The following is a 15,026-nucleotide window of genomic DNA, read 5'->3' as shown; positions in this document are numbered from 1 at the left end:
CATGGAAAAACCGCGTGTCCTTGTCATCGCCGAAGCGGCGAACCCCGAATGGGTGAGCGTGCCGCTGGTGGGCTGGTCGCTGTCAACCGCGCTGCGCGGGGTGGCGGATGTGCATATCGTGACCCAGGTGCGCAACCGCGAGGCATTCCAGCGCGCGGGCGAGGTGGAGGGCGAAACCTTTACCGCCATCGACAGCGAGGCCTTTGCCCGGCCGATGTGGAAACTGGGCGAAGTTCTGCGCATGGGGCAGGGCAAGGGCTGGACCATGGTGCAGGCGGTCTCGGCGCTCTCCTACCCCTATTTCGAGCGACTGGTCTGGCGCCGTTTCGGGCCGGATATCCGCGCCGGGCGCTATGATCTCGTCCACCGGGTTACGCCGCTCTCGCCCACGATCAGCTCTCCGCTGGCGGGCCGATGCGCGCGTGCCGGCGTGCCCTTCGTGATGGGGCCATTGAATGGCGGCGTGCCCTGGCCGCGCGGCTTCGACGCCGAGCGGCGGCGCGAGCGGGAATGGCTGAGCTACCTGCGCGGCGCCTACAAGGCGCTGCCGGGCCGCGGGACCACGCTGCGCCACGCGGCCGCGATCATCGCCGGATCGTGCCATACGCTCTCCGAGATCCCCGCGCGCCACCGGGGCAAATGCGTCTACATCCCCGAAAACGCGGTCGATCCGGCCCGGTTCTCGCAGCTGGCCGCGCCGGAGAACGATGTTCTGCGCGCCTGTTTCGTCGGCCGCATGGTGCCCTACAAGGGGCCCGACATGCTGCTCGAGGCGGCGCTGCCGCTGCTGCGCGCGGGACGCATGCAGCTCGAGATGATCGGCGATGGTCCGATGCTGGCCGGGCTCAAGGAGTTTGCCGCGCGCGAAGGTATCGCGGACGCGGTCACGTTTCATGGATGGGTGGCGCATGACAAGGTGCAGTCGGTGATGTCGGGCTGCCACCTGCTCAGTTTCCCCTCGGTGCGCGAGTTCGGCGGTGGCGTCGTGCTCGAGGCGATGGCGCTGGGGCTGGTGCCGCTCATTGTCGACTATGCCGGCCCGGGCGAACTGGTGCGGCCGGACTGGGGCCTCAAGGTGCCGATCGGGTCGCGAGCCGAGATCGTCGCGGCGTTTCGCGCCGAGCTTGGTCGCTGCGCCGCCGATCCGGCCGGGCTGGCCCCGCTGGCGGCCGCGGCGCGCGCGCGGGTCGAGGAGAAATTCACCTGGGCGCGCAAGGCCGGGCAGGTGCGGGAGGTCTATGACTGGGTCCTGGGCCGGGCCGCGAAACCCGCGCCGTTCGACTGACGGGCCTCAGCCTCATCCAAGGTGACCCCGCCGCGACGGCGCAGCCGGCGCAACCCCTGCCTCAGTCACTGTCGGAAATGATGCGGGCGGGAATGCCGGCCACGGTGGCGCCGGCGGGCACGTCGCGGGTGACCACGGCATTCGCACCGATCCGCGCGTGATCGCCCACGCGCAGCGGCCCGATCAGCTTTGCGCCCGCGCCGACGTCGACATGGCCGCCCAGTTCCACCGGTCCGGCCAGGGTGACCTGGTGGAAAATCATGCAGTTGGGGCCGATTTTCGCCTCGGGGTGGACGATGATGCCGGTCGGGTGAGTCAGCCGCAGCCCCCCACCGATCTCGGTGTTCAGATGCAGCTCGCTCTGGGTGACGAGCGACCAGAACCAGTGCACCAGCACCCAGTATTTCGCCGCCAGGCGCCCCAGCGGCCCGCCGCGCGCCCTTGCCGCCTGGTAACGGCGGATCGATCGCAGCAGTTTGCGCCCCGGGTCCCAGAAGCGCTGGACCGTCTCGCGCGACCAGTCGGGCACGGTGGCCGAAACATCGCTATCGCTCATCTGTGGTCGTCTCCGGGCTGTTGCGCGGGGACGGGCGAAATGACGCCCCCGTGATGGCCAGACCCTTGCAAGAAAAGCACAAAACCGCAACAGTCGAGGTGTGGTCGGGCAGGGAGTTCCGCATGAAAAATCTGGGTCGGGGTCTGGTGCAGCTGGCGGTTCTGGTGGCGATGTTGGCGGCGGGGCCGCGCGCCGCAGGGGCCGCCGACCGCAAGGTCTATTTCTTCGGCAATTCGCTTATCCATCACCTGAGCGACAGTGACGAAACCACCGTGCCGCATTGGCTGGCGCTGATGGCGCGGGCCGGCGGGCACGGGTTTGCCGCCGACGGGCAATGGGGTTTCTTGCGCGATTTCGCGCGTCCCGGCAAACCGCTTGCCAACTGGTCGTTCCGCGAGGTGAAGGGCGCCTGGAACCGCGATCGCACGCCGTTTGCCGAGGCCGGGTTCGACGCGATCATCGTCAATACCGCGAATTTCATCCAGTACCAGGCCCCGGACCGGCCCTATGACGGGGACAATCCCGATGGCGCTTCGCCGCTGTCGGCGATGCTGGGACTGATCGAGCAGCATGGCCACGATACGCCGCTTCTGGTCTATGAAGGCTGGGCCGAGATGGCGGGCGTGGCCGACCGCTTTCCGCCGGCGCGCGACGGGCTGGCCAAGTATCACGGCTATAACCGCGGCGCCTATCACCGCTGGTACGAGGATTTCGTGGCGCAGCTGCAGGAGGCGCGGCCGCGCCACGACATCCGGCTGGTGCCGGTGGCGCGTGTGCTGTCGGAGCTGATGAGCGCCGAGCCGCTGGCGCAGTTGCCGGCCGAGGTTTTCTATCTCGACGATGCGCCGCATGGCACGCCGACGACCTATCTTCTCGCCGCTGCCGTGCTCTACCAGGCGCTTTACGGAGAGCCCGCGCCGACGGGGCTGAGCCTGCCCGAGACGATCCATGCGGCGGTGCGCGAGGACTGGCCCGGCACGGTGGCGCGGATATCCGGGGCGCTGGGCGTGCAGGAGAAAGCCGCCGCCGGGGCGGCGCCCGCGACGCAGCCGGTCGTGGCGGCAGCGGCAGCGCAGGGCGGCGCGGCGGTGGGGCTCGACAACCCGTCGCTTGCGATGGGGTTGAACGGGATCGCCGACTGGTCGACGCAACACCCGTTCATCGACGTGATGAAGACCGCCCGGCCCTGGGTGGGCCATGAAGGCGCCGACTGGGGCGCGTGGGATGCGGCCCGCCTGGCCGAGGGCGGGTATCTGGACGAAAGCGGCTGGCCCAAGGCGCTGCCGCCGGGGGTGGACCGGATCGAGGCCTTCATCCTGACCGATCAGCCCGAGGCGGCGACGGGCCTCGCTGGGCGCTACCGGGTGCGCTGGGAGGGCGAGGGCGGCCTGAAGATCACCGGGCGGCTGCGCCGGGTGCAGATGGACGAAGCGGCGCGCGAGGCCTGGTTCAGCTATACGCCCGGCGAGGGGCTGGTGGCGCTGGCCATCACCGCGACCGAGGCCGGCAACCCGATCCGCAACATCGAGGTTGTGCACGAGGATCATGTCGCCCTGCACGAGCTGGGCGTGACCTTCAACCCCGACTGGATCGCGCGGATCGCGGATCTGCGCGGCATCCGCTTCATGGACTGGATGCTGACCAACGGATCGCCGGTGACCGGCTGGGACAACCGCCCGACGCGGGGCGATTTTTCCTATGGCTGGCGCGGCGTGCCGCTCGAGGTGATGGTGGATCTGGCCAACCGGATCGGGGCGGACCCGTGGTTCTGCATGCCGCACCTGGCCGGCGACGATTTTGCCGGGCAGTTCGCCGGGTATGTGCGTGACCATCTGGACCCGCGTCTCAAGGTCTATGTCGAATATTCCAACGAGCTTTGGAACTATACTTTTCCGCAGGCGCGTTGGGCGGGCGAGCAGGCGCGCCTGCGCTGGGGCGTACAAGCGGGCGACGATGCCTGGATGCAGTTTGCCGGCATGCGCGCGGCGCAGGTGATGCGCGCCTGGGGCGGCGTATTCGCGGGCCCGGATGCCGCGCGGCTGGTGCGGGTGATGGGGGTGCATACCGGCTGGATGGGGCTGGAAGAGCCGTTCATGGAGGCGCCGCTCTGGGTGGCCGAGGATGGCCAGGTGAACCTGCGTCCGGCGGCGCATTTCGATGCCTATGCCGTGTCGGGCTATTTTGGGTTCGAGCTGGGCGACGGCGAGGAGGGCCGCCTGGAGGACACCCGCCGCTGGATCGCCGAGAGCGTCGAGATCGCCGAGGCGGCGGCACGGCAGGAAGGATTGCAGCGCAAGGCGCTGGAGGCGGCGATTGCGCCGGTGCGTTTCGAGCGCGCCATTCCGCGCGCGGCCCAGGCCGTGCGCGAGGGATCGCTGAGCGAGCTGACCGAGACGCTGTGGCCCTATCACCGCGCGGTGGCGGCGCGCAACGGGCTGGAGCTGACCATGTACGAGGGCGGCACCCACGCGGTGGGCCATGGCCGCGCCAGCGGCGATGCCGAGCTGACGGCGTTTTTCAACGCTTTCAACTACAGCCCTGAAATGGCGGCACTTTACGGCGAATTGCTGGACGCCTGGCGCGATGTCGGCGGGCAGATGTTCAATGCTTTCGTCGACGTGGCCCCGCCCAGCCAGTTCGGCAGCTGGGGCGCCTTGCGCCACCTGCAGGACGACAATCCGCGCTGGGACGTTCTGATGGCAGTCAACGCGCGGGGGCCCAAGGGGCGCGCGCGCGATCCGGGTGCGTTTCTGCATGGCGTGCTGCGGCAGGGCGAGGGTGAGATCGAAGGCACGGCGGAAGAGGACATCCTGCTGGCGGGCCCGGGCGATGACCGGTTGGTCAGCCACGGTGGCGGTGACGCGTTGCATGGCGGCGATGGCGTGGACATCGCGGTTCTGCCGGGGCGGCGCGATGATTACCGCTTTGCCATGCAGGGCGCGCGGCTTCTGGCGATCCGTGGCCCCGAGGTGCATGCGCTGCGCGCCATCGAGAAGCTTGAATTCGAGGGCGAGGATGGCCGGGTGTACTGGCTGGACCTGCCTGACTAGGCCGCGGAGATCCCCTCGACCAGGGTCTGCGCTCCGCGGGCCGAGGAAAACCCTTCGACGATCCGGGCGCGGCCGGCGGCCGATAGCGCGGTCAGGCGTTCCGGATCAGACGCCAGTTCGCCGATGGCGCCGGCCAGTGTTTCCGGGTCCTTGGGCGGCACGAGAATGCCATCGCGGCCCGGGGTGATGAGTTCGGGCACACCGCCGGCATCGGTACCGATGGTGGGCACGCCCATCGACATCGCCTCCATATAGGCCACGCCCAGCGGTTCGTGCCAGCTCGCCAGCACGAAGAGATGCGCGTGCTGAAGGCGCTCGCGTACCGCGCCTGCGTCGATCGCGCCCAGGAGCGTGGCGTGTTCGCCCAGCCCCAGCCGTTCGAGATCGGCCTGCAATTCGACATGGAACCCATCGCCGCCGGCATCGTCTTCGCCGGCGATTTCAAGCCGCGCGTCGATGCCCGCATCGCGCAAATGGCGCACGGCCTGCATCAGGTCCTGATGGCCCTTCACCACGTTGAGGCGCCCGCAGGAGAAGATGCGCAGCGGGCCACCCGGTTGAGGTGGGGCATAGGGCGCATCGCGGCTGAGAACGTCGGTATCGACGCCCATGGGCTGTAGGTAGAGCCGATCGGGCAGGTCCTGCCCCAGGTCGCGGCGGAGTTCGGCGGTGAGCTTGCGGGTGATGACGGTGCCGAAGGCGGCATGGCGCCATTTGAAGCCCTGGCCGGGGCCGTAATCCGACAACGGCCCGTGCAGGGTAAGCGAATAGTCGAGCCCCCAGATCCGGTTGGCCAGCGCGCAGATCAGCGCCGCGCGCCCGCAGGAATGGGCGTGCACATGGGTGATGCCGCGCGCGCGGGACTCCTGCGCCAGCCGGCGCGCAGCGGGCAGGGAAATCAGCACGTCGCGGGCAAAGGCGCGCGGTTCGCGGCGCAGGTCGCGCCAGAGCGCGGCCAGGGGCAGGCGCGGCAGGGCCAGTGCCGCGTTGCCGGGCGACAGATCGCCCAGATAGATGGTGCGCGCGATCGCCTCGTCCGACCAGTCATGCGAAATTAATCCCGGTGGGGGCGGCCTGGTGCTAAAAAGCGTCACATTGACGCCCATTTTTTCCAGTTCAAGGATCTCGCGCCAGAAGAAAATATGGGTTTGACCCGGGAATTGAGGTATCAGGATGCCAATTTTTGTTGGTTTGGGCACGAAGCGGGCTTTCACTTTGACACTTGATTCCAGCAATCGGGACGCGCCGTGCAGTGGCGCGCTGCGACCCTGCACCGAGAGGGCCGTGCAGGGCAAGCCTTGGCTGGGGGGTGCGTGACATGCCGGGGCTGAGCATCATCATTCCAGCCAGTAACGAAGCAGCACTGATCGGGCGCTGCCTGAAGGCGATCCTGGCCTCGGATCCGAAGCCCGGGGCGGGGTCGGGCTCGATCCCGTTGCCGATGCCGGTCGAGGTGATCGTGGTGGCCAATGGTTGTTCCGACGATACCGCGGGCATGGCGCGTGGTTATGCGCGGGGGTTTGCGGCGATGGGCTGGGATTTCAAGGTGTTGGAGCTGGCCAAGGGCAGCAAGCCCGCGGCGCTGAACGAGGGCGACCGGAACGCGAAATTCCGCTCGCGCGCTTACCTGGATGCCGACGTGGTGGTATCGAAACCGCTTCTGGACCAGGTGGGCCGCGCATTGCGCATCAATCGCCCGGCCTATGTCAGCGGGCGCGTGAACATCGCGCCGCCGCGATCTGCCATTTCAAAGCTTTATGCGCAGACTTACGCGCGCGTGCCGTTCATGACGCAGGGCGTGCCCGGCTGCGGGTTCTTCGCGGTGAACGGCGAAGGGCGGCGGCGCTGGAAGCAATTCCCGAACATCATTTCCGACGACACGTTCGTGCGGCTGCTGTTTTCCCCCAAGGAACGCGTGGCCGTCGCGGCCACCTATGACTGGCCGCTCGTCGAGGGCTGGGCGAACCTGGTGAAGGTGCGCGCGCGGCAGGATGCCGGGGTGCGCGAGGTGCTGGGCACATATCCGCAACTGGCGCGCAACGATGACAAGCCGGCGCTGGGCATCTTGGGCAAGCTGCTCTTGTTCCTGCGCAACCCGCCCAGTTTCGCCGTTTATGCCGGCGTGGCGCTGGCGACGAAACTGAAAGGCGACGAGGGCTGGAGCCGCGGACGATGACCCTTGCCGCGCGCATCCTGGGCGGCGAAAGCGTTCTGGCGCGTGCGGTGCGCAGCGCCGGGCTGACCGTGTTCGGCTTTGGCACGAGCCAGGGCCTGCGGCTCGTCTCGAACCTGATCCTGACGCGGCTGCTGTTTCCCGAGGCGTTCGGGATGATGGCGCTGATCACCGTTTTCCTGATGGGTCTGAACCAGTTCTCCGATGTGGGCGTGACGCCCGCGATCATGCAATCGGAGCGCGGCGACGACAAGGATTTCCTGAACACCGCCTGGACGATCCAGGTGATGCGGGGGTTTAGCCTTTTTGCCGTGGCCTGCGCCATCGCCTATCCGGTGTCGCTGCTTTACGAGGTGCCGGAGCTCGCCGTGATGCTGCCGGTATCGGCGCTGACGCTGATTTTGACCGGGTTCAACCCGACGCGGATGGACACGGCGCAACGGCATTTGCGGGTGGGGCGGCTGACCGCGCTTGATATCTTCAATCAGGTGATCGGGATTCTGGCCGCGATCATCCTTGCCTGGTGGTGGCAATCGGTCTGGGCGCTGGTCATTTCGGGGGTGATCGGGGCGGCGGCGCAGCTGGTGATCTACACGGCGCTTTTGCCCGGGGTGCGGAACCGGTTCCGCTGGGAACGGCGGGCGGCGGATGAGCTGATCAATTTCGGCAAATGGATCTTCCTGAGCACGGTGGCGGGGTTTCTGCTGACGCAGGCCGACAAGCTCCTGATCGGGAAATACCTGCCGCTGGATCAGTTCGGGGTCTACAATATCGGGTTTTTCCTGGCCTCGTTCCCGCTCTTGATGGGGGGCGTCCTGGTGCGTCGGATCCTGATCCCGATCTACCGCGAATGGCCGCCGGGCCAGAGTGCCGAGAATTTCGCGCGGCTGCGCAAGATGCGCTTTGCGGTGTCGGGCGCGCTTCTGATCCTGCTGGCGATCCTGGCGCTGGGCGGGGTGTGGATCGTCGATCTGCTGTATGATCCGCGCTATGCGATGGCGGGCGCGGTGACGGTGGTGATCGCCTGCATGCAGGTGCCGCAGATCATCGCGCTGACCTATGACCAGGCGGCGCTGGCCGCGGGCGACAGCAAGCGGTTCTTCGTTCTCGCGGCGTCGAAGGCGGTGCTGATGGTGATCTGCCTTTATGCCGGGCTGGAACTGGCGGGCCTGTTCGGCGCGCTGATCGGGCAGGGGATCGCGATGCTGGCGGTCTATCCGGTGGTGATCTGGCTGAGCAGGGCGACAGGGGCCTGGGACCGGCTGCATGACGGGGCGCTGGCACTGGCTGGCCTTGCGCTCATTGCGCTGGCCTTCTGGGTGAACGCCGATTCCATTTCTGCCCTGGCGGGGGCAGGCGCGGGCTGAATGTTGCTGAAATATGGCGCTATTGCGCAGGGCCAAGCCAATAAAAATAGCCGAAAACTTGGGAAATCGCCCTAATATGACCTTATTTGTATGTAAGAACCGGTTCCAACTGTCTTGGACCCGGGACGAGTGAATCTTGATGACGCAAAGCGGCGAACCCCTTACGCCCGGCGAGAACGATATCGCGATCGTCGGCATGGCGGCGCATCTTCCGGGTGCGGCGACGATTGGCGAGTATTGGCAAAACCTGCGCGATGGCGTCGAATCCATTCGCAGGCTGAGCGCCGAGGAGATGCGCGAGGCGGGCGTGTCCGAGGCGCTGCTGAACCGTCCCGATTACGTGCCCCATGCCGCGCTTCTGGACCGGTTCGAGTATTTCGACGGCGAGTTTTTCGGGTTCAGCCCCAAGGAAAGCGCGATCCTTGACCCGCAGCACCGGCAGTTCCTGGAAGTGGCCTGGGAGGCGTTCGAGAACGCGGGCCATGTGCCGGAAAACGTCGATGGCCCCATCGGGGTGTTCGCGGGCTGCGGGATGGGCAGCTATTTCTATTTCAACATCTGTTCGAACCCCGACCTGGTGGACCAGGTGGGGATGTTCCTGTTGCGTCACACGGGCAATGACAAGGATTTCCTGTCGACCCGGGTGAGCCACGTGTTCGACCTGAAAGGCCCGTCGATTTCGCTGCAGACGGCCTGTTCCACCTCGCTGGTGGCGACGCACTACGCGGCGCAGGCGCTGCTGAATGGCGAATGCGACATGGCGATCGCGGGCGGCGTGACGATCGAGCTGCCGCAGGGGCATGGCTATGTCTACAAGGAGGGCGAGATCCTGTCGCCCGACGGCCATTGCCACGCGTTCGACGCCCGCGCCGAGGGCACGGTGTTCGGATCGGGTGCGGGTGCGGTGGTGCTGCGCCGGCTGGAGGATGCGATCGCCGATGGCGATCACATCTGGGCTGTGATCAAGGGCAGCGCGGTCAACAATGACGGCGCGGCCAAGGCCGGGTACCTGGCGCCCAGCGTGGACGGGCAGGCGGCCGCCGTGGCCGAGGCGCAGGCGATTGCAGAGGTGCCCGCCGACACGGTGGATTACGTGGAATGCCACGGCACCGGCACCTACCTGGGCGACCCGATCGAGGTGGCCGCCCTGACCGAGGCATTCCGCCGGACCACGAATGAGACCGGGTATTGCCGGATCGGATCGGTGAAAACCAATATCGGCCACCTGGACACGGCTGCCGGGGTGGCGAGCCTGATCAAGACCTCGCTGGCGCTGCATCACAGGCAGATGCCGCCATCGCTGGGATACGAGAGCCCGAACCCGACGATCGATTTCGAGCATTCGCCGTTCCGGGTGAACGACACGCTGACGCCCTGGGGCCGGCGCAAGGGGCCGCGCCGGGCGGGTGTGAACAGCCTGGGCGTGGGCGGCACCAATGCGCATGTGGTGCTGGAGGAAGCGCCCGAGCGCGCGGCCAGCGAAGAAAGCGATTGGCCGTTCCAGTTGCTGGTTCTGTCGGCGCGCTCGAAGGCGGCGCTGGACGAGGGTGCGAAGCGGCTGGCGGCGCATCTGCGCGCCAACCCCGACGAGCCGCTGGCCGATGTCGCCTGGACGCTGAAAGAAGGCCGTCGCGCATTCGAGAAACGCCGCGTTCTGGTGGCGGAGAACGCAGTCCAAGCCGCTGATATGCTGGAAGAAAACGATCCGCGCCGGGTGTTTACCCATGCGGTGGCGGGCGACCGGCCCGATACCGTGTTCATGTTTCCGGGCGGCGGGGCGCAATATGCCGGCATGGCCCGCGATCTGTACGAGACCGAGCCGGTCTTTGCCGAGTGGATGGACCGGGGCCTTGAGGTGCTGCAACCGCGGCTCGACTATGACCTGAAAGCGCTGTGGCTGCCCGAAGAGGGCCAGGAGGCGGCGGCGGACGCGGCGCTGAAGCGCCCGTCGGTGCAACTGCCGCTGATCATGATCACCGAATACGCGCTGGCGCAGCTGTGGATGAGCTGGGGTGTGGCGCCGGACGTGCTGGTTGGCCATTCGATGGGCGAGAACACGGCGGCCTGCCTGGCTGGCGTGATGAGTTTCGAGGATTGCATCGGGTTGGTGCATCTGCGCGGCACGCTCTTTGATACGGTGCCGGCGGGTGGCATGCTGTCGGTCTCATTGCCGGCCGAAGAGTTGAAGGCGCATCTGGGCGATGACCTGGACCTGGCCGGCGTGAATGCGCCGGGGCTGAGCGTGGCCAGTGGCCCACAGGCGGCGCTGGACGACCTGCAGCAACGGCTGGAGGCGCAGGACATCGACTGTCAGCGCATCCAGATCGACATTGCCGCGCATTCCCGGATGCTTGAGCCGATCCTGTCGCGTTTTGGCGATTACCTGCGGGCGATCCCGCTCAATCCGCCGCGGATCCCGTTCATCTCGAACCGGACGGGGCAGGAAATCACGCCCGAACAGGCGACCGACCCCGATTACTGGGTGGCGCATCTGCGCGGCACGGTGCTCTTTGCCGATTGCATCGACCGGCTGAGCGCGCGGCGCGAGCGGATCTACATCGAGATGGGGCCGGGCAAGGCATTGTCTTCGCTTGCCGCCCAGCACCCGGACGTGCATCGCGAGCAGGTGATTTCAGCCCTGCGCCACCCGGATGACCACATGCCGGATGACGAATATTTCATCGCGCAGCTGGGCCGGGTCTGGGCCATGGGCGGCGATTTCGACTGGAGCCAGATCTGGGGCGCGGCGCGGCGCAACCGCGTGGTGCTGCCCGGCCATGCCTTCCAGCGCAAACCCTATTTCATCGAACCCGGCGAGGCGCGCGGCGCCGAGGCGGTGCCGACGCATTTGATGCGCACGGATGTCCTGGAGGACTGGGGCTATGTGCCCGCGTGGAAGCCGGTGGCGGCGGATTGCGACGTGGATGTCAGCACACTGACGGATGCGCCTCGGGAACGCTGGTTGGTCTTTGTCGATGACACCGGGCTGGGCCGGGCGGCGGTGGATCGGCTGCGCGCGGCGGGCCAGGATGTGATGACCGTGCGGGCAGGCGATGCCTTTGGCCCGGATGGCGAGGGCGGTTATGTCCTGAGCCCCGAACGCGGGCGCGAAGGCTATGACGCGCTGATCGCGGCGCTGGGTGCGAAGGACTGGGTGCCGACGCGGATCGCGCATTTCTGGCTGGTGACACGGGGCGAGGAGCATCGCCCCGGATCGTCTTTCTTCCATCGCAACCAGGAACAGGGCTTTTATTCGCTGATGTTCCTGGCGCAGGCGATGGCCGGGGCGGAATGGCCCGGCGTGCATATCACCTGTTTCACCACCGGCGCGGCCCAGGTGAAGGGCGAGACGCTGGAGTATCCGGAGAAGCTGACCATGCAGGGCCCGGCGCGGGTGATCCCGCGTGAATTGCCGGGCGTCACGGTGACAACGCTGGACCTGCAATTGCCCGAGGTTCCGCGCCGGGGCACCGCCGACCTGTCGGAGTTGGCCGAGCGGGTTCTGGAAGAGATATTCGCGAAACCGGCCAGCGCCGTGGCGGCGCTGCGCGGGGCGCGGCGCTATGAACAGGTGTTCCGGCCGAAGGCGCTGGAGGCCGAGGGCGCGGCGCCTGTCGCGCTGCGACAGGAGGGCGTTTACCTGATCACCGGCGGGTTCGGCGGCATCGGGCTGACCCTGGCCGAGCGGCTGGTGCGCGAGAGCCATGCGCGGATCGTGCTGATGGCGCGTACGCCGCTGCCGCCGCGTGACGAATGGGAGGGCTATGCCCGCCGGTTCGGCGCGCATGACGCCACCGCGAGGCGGATTGCCGCGGTCGAAAAGCTGGAATCGCTGGGCGGGCAGGTGATGGTTGTCGCCGCCGACGTGTCGAACGTGGAGGAGATGCGCGGTGCGCTGGAGCAGGTGCAGATGCGCTTTGGCCCGGTCAACGGGGTGATCCATGCCGCCGGCGTCATCGCGGATGAGCCGCTGCTGGCGAAATCGCCGATGACGGTCGAGGACGTGTTCACGCCGAAAATCCATGGCACGCAGGTTCTGGACCAGCTATTCCCGGATGGTTCCCTGGATTTCATGGTGCTGTTTTCATCCTCGTCCACCGTGACGGCGCCGGTGGGGCAGGTCGATTACGTGGCGGCAAACGAATACCTGAACGCCTATGCCAAGTCCCGCGCGGACGACAAGACGCGCGTCGTGGCCATCAACTGGGGCATCTGGGCCGAGGTCGGCATGGCCGCCGATGCGCTGGGCGTGGGGCAGGAGGAGCCCGACCAGAGTGAGCATCAGGTTGATCCGCCGCTTCTGGACGCGGCGACCTTCGACCGTGACGGCAACCGCCTTTTCAAGACCGAGCTGTCCACCGCGCATTGGGTGGTGGGCGAGCATCGCACGGCCGAGAACGAGGCGTTGCTGCCCGGCACCGGCTATCTGGAAATCGCGGCGCAAGCCCTTGAGGCGCAAGGGGAAACCGGGCCGTTCGAGATACGGGACCTATATTTCCTGCGCCCGCTGGATGTCAGCGATCATGCGCCGCGCGAAATGCGGGTGACCCTGCGCCGTGATGATCTGGGATACGCGATGAACGTGCAATCGGCCCGCACCGTGGACGAGCGGCACGGGTTCGAGACCAACGCACAGGCGACGTTGGCGATCCTGCCGATGGCCGCGCCGGATCCGGTGGACCTGGCCACGCTCGAGGCGCGTTGTGGCGCGGAGCGCGAGGCCGAGCCGGGCCGCACGCTGCGCAGCCCGCAGGAGGCGCATCTGAATTTCGGCGCGCATTGGCGGGTTCTGACCCGTACGGCGCTGGGCGACGGGGAAGGCGTGGCCCGGCTGCGCCTGCCCGAGGCGCTGCGCGAGGAGGGCTATCGCCTCTCGCCGGGCCTGATGGACCTGGGCACCGGCTGGGCGATGGAACTGATTGAGGGCTATGAGCCGTCGCATCTATGGGTGCCTGTGTCCTACGGCGCGGTGCGGGTGTTCCGCCCGCTGCCGGGCGAGGTTGTCAGCTGGGTGCGCAACGCGGGCGAAAACCGCGCCGCGGCGGGCGCGGCCAGTTTCGATATCACGATCTGCGACGCGCAGGGCAATGTCTGCGTCGAGGTGCACAATTTCTCGATCCGGCGGATCGAGGCGGACGCGCGTCTGATCCCCGAGCCATCGGCCAGGGACCTGGAATTCCCCGACACGCAGGCCAACCGCCCGCTTTCGCCCGCCGAGGAGCGCCTGCGCCACAACCTGGGCCAGGGCATTCGCCCCGAGGAAGGCGCCGAGGCGTTCCTGCGCGCGCTGGGCATGGGCGCAAGCCAGGTGGTGGTCTCCTCGCTCGACCTGCATGACCTGATCCGCCAGGCCGCCGATACCGGCGCCGAGGAGGGCGAGGCGCAGACCTTCCAGCGGCCGGATCTGGACAATGATTACGTGCCGCCCGAGGGGGCGATCGAGCAGAAGCTGGCGCAGTTCTGGAGCGCGCTTCTGGGCGTGGAACAGGTGGGCGCCGAGGACAATTTCTTTGATCTGGGCGGGCATTCCCTGATCGCCGTGCGGCTCTTTGCGCAGGTGAAGAAAACCTGGGACGTGGATTTCCCGATCTCGGTGCTGTTCGAGGCGCCGACCATTCGCAAATGTGCGGAAATGATCGCCGCCGAAGGGGTCAGCGCCGAGAGCGAAGGTGGTGCCCCGGCCGGCGACGTGCCGAAAAGCCCGGAACGGCGGTTCACCCATATCGTGCCGATGCATGCCGGTGAAGGCGGGCCGCGGCGGCCCTTCTTCCTGGTGGCGGGGATGTTCGGCAACGTGCTGAACCTGCGGCACCTGGCGCATCTGTTGGGCACCGATCGTCCCTTCTATGGCCTGCAGGCCCGTGGCCTTTACGGCGAAGACGAACCGCACCGCACCATCCCCGAGGCCGCGCGCGATTACCTGGTTGAGATCCGCCAGGTGCAACCCAAGGGGCCCTATATGCTGGGCGGGTTTTCCGGCGGCGGCATCATCGCCTATGAAATCGCCCAGCAGCTGAAGGCGGCGGGCGACGAGGTGGCGATGCTGGTGATGCTGGACACGCCGCTGCCGCAGCGCCGCCCGCTGAGCGGCGGGGACCGGCTGCGCATCCAGCTGCAGGAATTGAAGGCGGGCGGCTTTGCCTATCCGTTCACATGGCTGGCGCGCCGCGTCCGCTGGGAAATTGAGAAACGCCGCGCGCCGGTGGCCGCGCCCGCCGAGGCCACCGAGACCGCGTTCCACAACACCGCGATCGAACAGGCCTTCCTGGGCGCGGTGGCGCAATACGAGCTGAAACCCTGGGATGGGCCGCTGGCGCTGTTCCGGCCGCCGCTTGTGGGCAAGTGGCAGGTGGGCGAGGGCCGCTGGGTCAACTCGGAGCGCGCCTATGTCACCCATGACAACGACTGGACGCCATATGCGCCGCTGGTCGAGGTGGTCGAGGTGCCGGGCGATCACGATTCCATGGTGCTGGAGCCCAATGTGCGGGTTCTGGCCGCGCGGATGAAACGCGCGATCGAGGATGCCGAGAACCCGGCGGCGCGGGCCGCGCGGGTGGCAGCACTTCCGCTGAAGCCGCATGCGGCGGAGTAGGGT

General features: G+C 67.5%; 7 protein-coding genes. 5 read left to right on the top strand and 2 right to left on the bottom strand.

Annotated features, from left to right (window positions below; all coding sequences use genetic code 11):
• Nucleotide 1: 1 nt before the first annotated feature.
• Nucleotides 2–1,285, top strand: coding sequence for a glycosyltransferase family 4 protein (locus tag E0501_RS15465; protein ID WP_137702271.1), 1,284 nt, complete (start codon nucleotides 2–4; stop codon nucleotides 1,283–1,285).
• A 61-nt stretch (nucleotides 1,286–1,346) separates the two neighbouring features.
• On the opposite strand, the gene E0501_RS15460 is transcribed toward E0501_RS15465, so the two are convergent.
• Nucleotides 1,347–1,841, bottom strand: coding sequence for a serine O-acetyltransferase (locus tag E0501_RS15460; protein WP_137702270.1), 495 nt, complete (start codon nucleotides 1,839–1,841; stop codon nucleotides 1,347–1,349).
• Nucleotides 1,842–1,963: 122 nt separating this feature from the next.
• Between E0501_RS15460 and E0501_RS15455 the strand changes: the two genes are divergently transcribed.
• Nucleotides 1,964–4,891 carry a calcium-binding protein gene (locus E0501_RS15455; RefSeq protein ID WP_235857875.1) on the top strand — a complete coding sequence of 976 codons (2,928 nt, stop codon included), beginning with the start codon at nucleotides 1,964–1,966 and terminating at the stop codon, nucleotides 4,889–4,891.
• On the opposite strand, the gene epsE is transcribed toward E0501_RS15455, so the two are convergent.
• Nucleotides 4,888–6,090: an exopolysaccharide biosynthesis GT4 family glycosyltransferase EpsE gene (epsE, locus tag E0501_RS15450; RefSeq protein WP_137702269.1), complete on the bottom strand. Its 1,203-nt coding sequence runs from the start codon at nucleotides 6,088–6,090 to the stop codon at nucleotides 4,888–4,890. The genes E0501_RS15455 and epsE overlap by 4 nt on opposite strands.
• Before the next feature lie 119 nt (nucleotides 6,091–6,209).
• Between epsE and E0501_RS15445 the strand changes: the two genes are divergently transcribed.
• From E0501_RS15445 to E0501_RS15435, 3 genes are all read left to right on the top strand, one after another.
• A complete protein-coding gene (locus E0501_RS15445) occupies nucleotides 6,210–7,067 on the top strand; it encodes a glycosyltransferase family A protein (protein ID WP_137702268.1) in 858 nt (285 codons plus the stop codon).
• Nucleotides 7,064–8,431 (top strand): oligosaccharide flippase family protein, encoded by a 1,368-nt coding sequence (locus E0501_RS15440; protein WP_137702267.1) that lies wholly within the window; start codon nucleotides 7,064–7,066, stop codon nucleotides 8,429–8,431. The genes E0501_RS15445 and E0501_RS15440 overlap by 4 nt, the downstream gene beginning before the upstream one ends.
• Before the next feature lie 139 nt (nucleotides 8,432–8,570).
• A complete protein-coding gene (locus E0501_RS15435) occupies nucleotides 8,571–15,023 on the top strand; it encodes a type I polyketide synthase (RefSeq protein WP_137702266.1) in 6,453 nt (2,150 codons plus the stop codon).
• The last annotated feature ends 3 nt before the right edge of the window (nucleotides 15,024–15,026 follow it).

The sequence above is a fragment of the Marimonas lutisalis genome, assembly GCF_005434965.1.
Lineage (GTDB): Bacteria > Pseudomonadota > Alphaproteobacteria > Rhodobacterales > Rhodobacteraceae > Marimonas_A > Marimonas_A lutisalis.
This window is presented reverse-complemented; position numbering and strand designations above follow the sequence as displayed.

Bases quoted from the DNA above. Each gene is read 5' to 3' on its own strand.
- E0501_RS15440 (WP_137702267.1), top strand. From the start codon at position 7,064: ATGACCCTTGCCGCGCGCATCCTGGGCGGCGAAAGCGTTCTGGCGCGT.
- E0501_RS15445 (WP_137702268.1), top strand. From the start codon at position 6,210: ATGCCGGGGCTGAGCATCATCATTCCAGCCAGTAACGAAGCAGCACTG.
- E0501_RS15460 (WP_137702270.1), bottom strand. From the start codon at position 1,841: ATGAGCGATAGCGATGTTTCGGCCACCGTGCCCGACTGGTCGCGCGAG.
- E0501_RS15435 (WP_137702266.1), top strand. From the start codon at position 8,571: ATGACGCAAAGCGGCGAACCCCTTACGCCCGGCGAGAACGATATCGCG.
- E0501_RS15455 (WP_235857875.1), top strand. From the start codon at position 1,964: ATGAAAAATCTGGGTCGGGGTCTGGTGCAGCTGGCGGTTCTGGTGGCG.
- E0501_RS15465 (WP_137702271.1), top strand. From the start codon at position 2: ATGGAAAAACCGCGTGTCCTTGTCATCGCCGAAGCGGCGAACCCCGAA.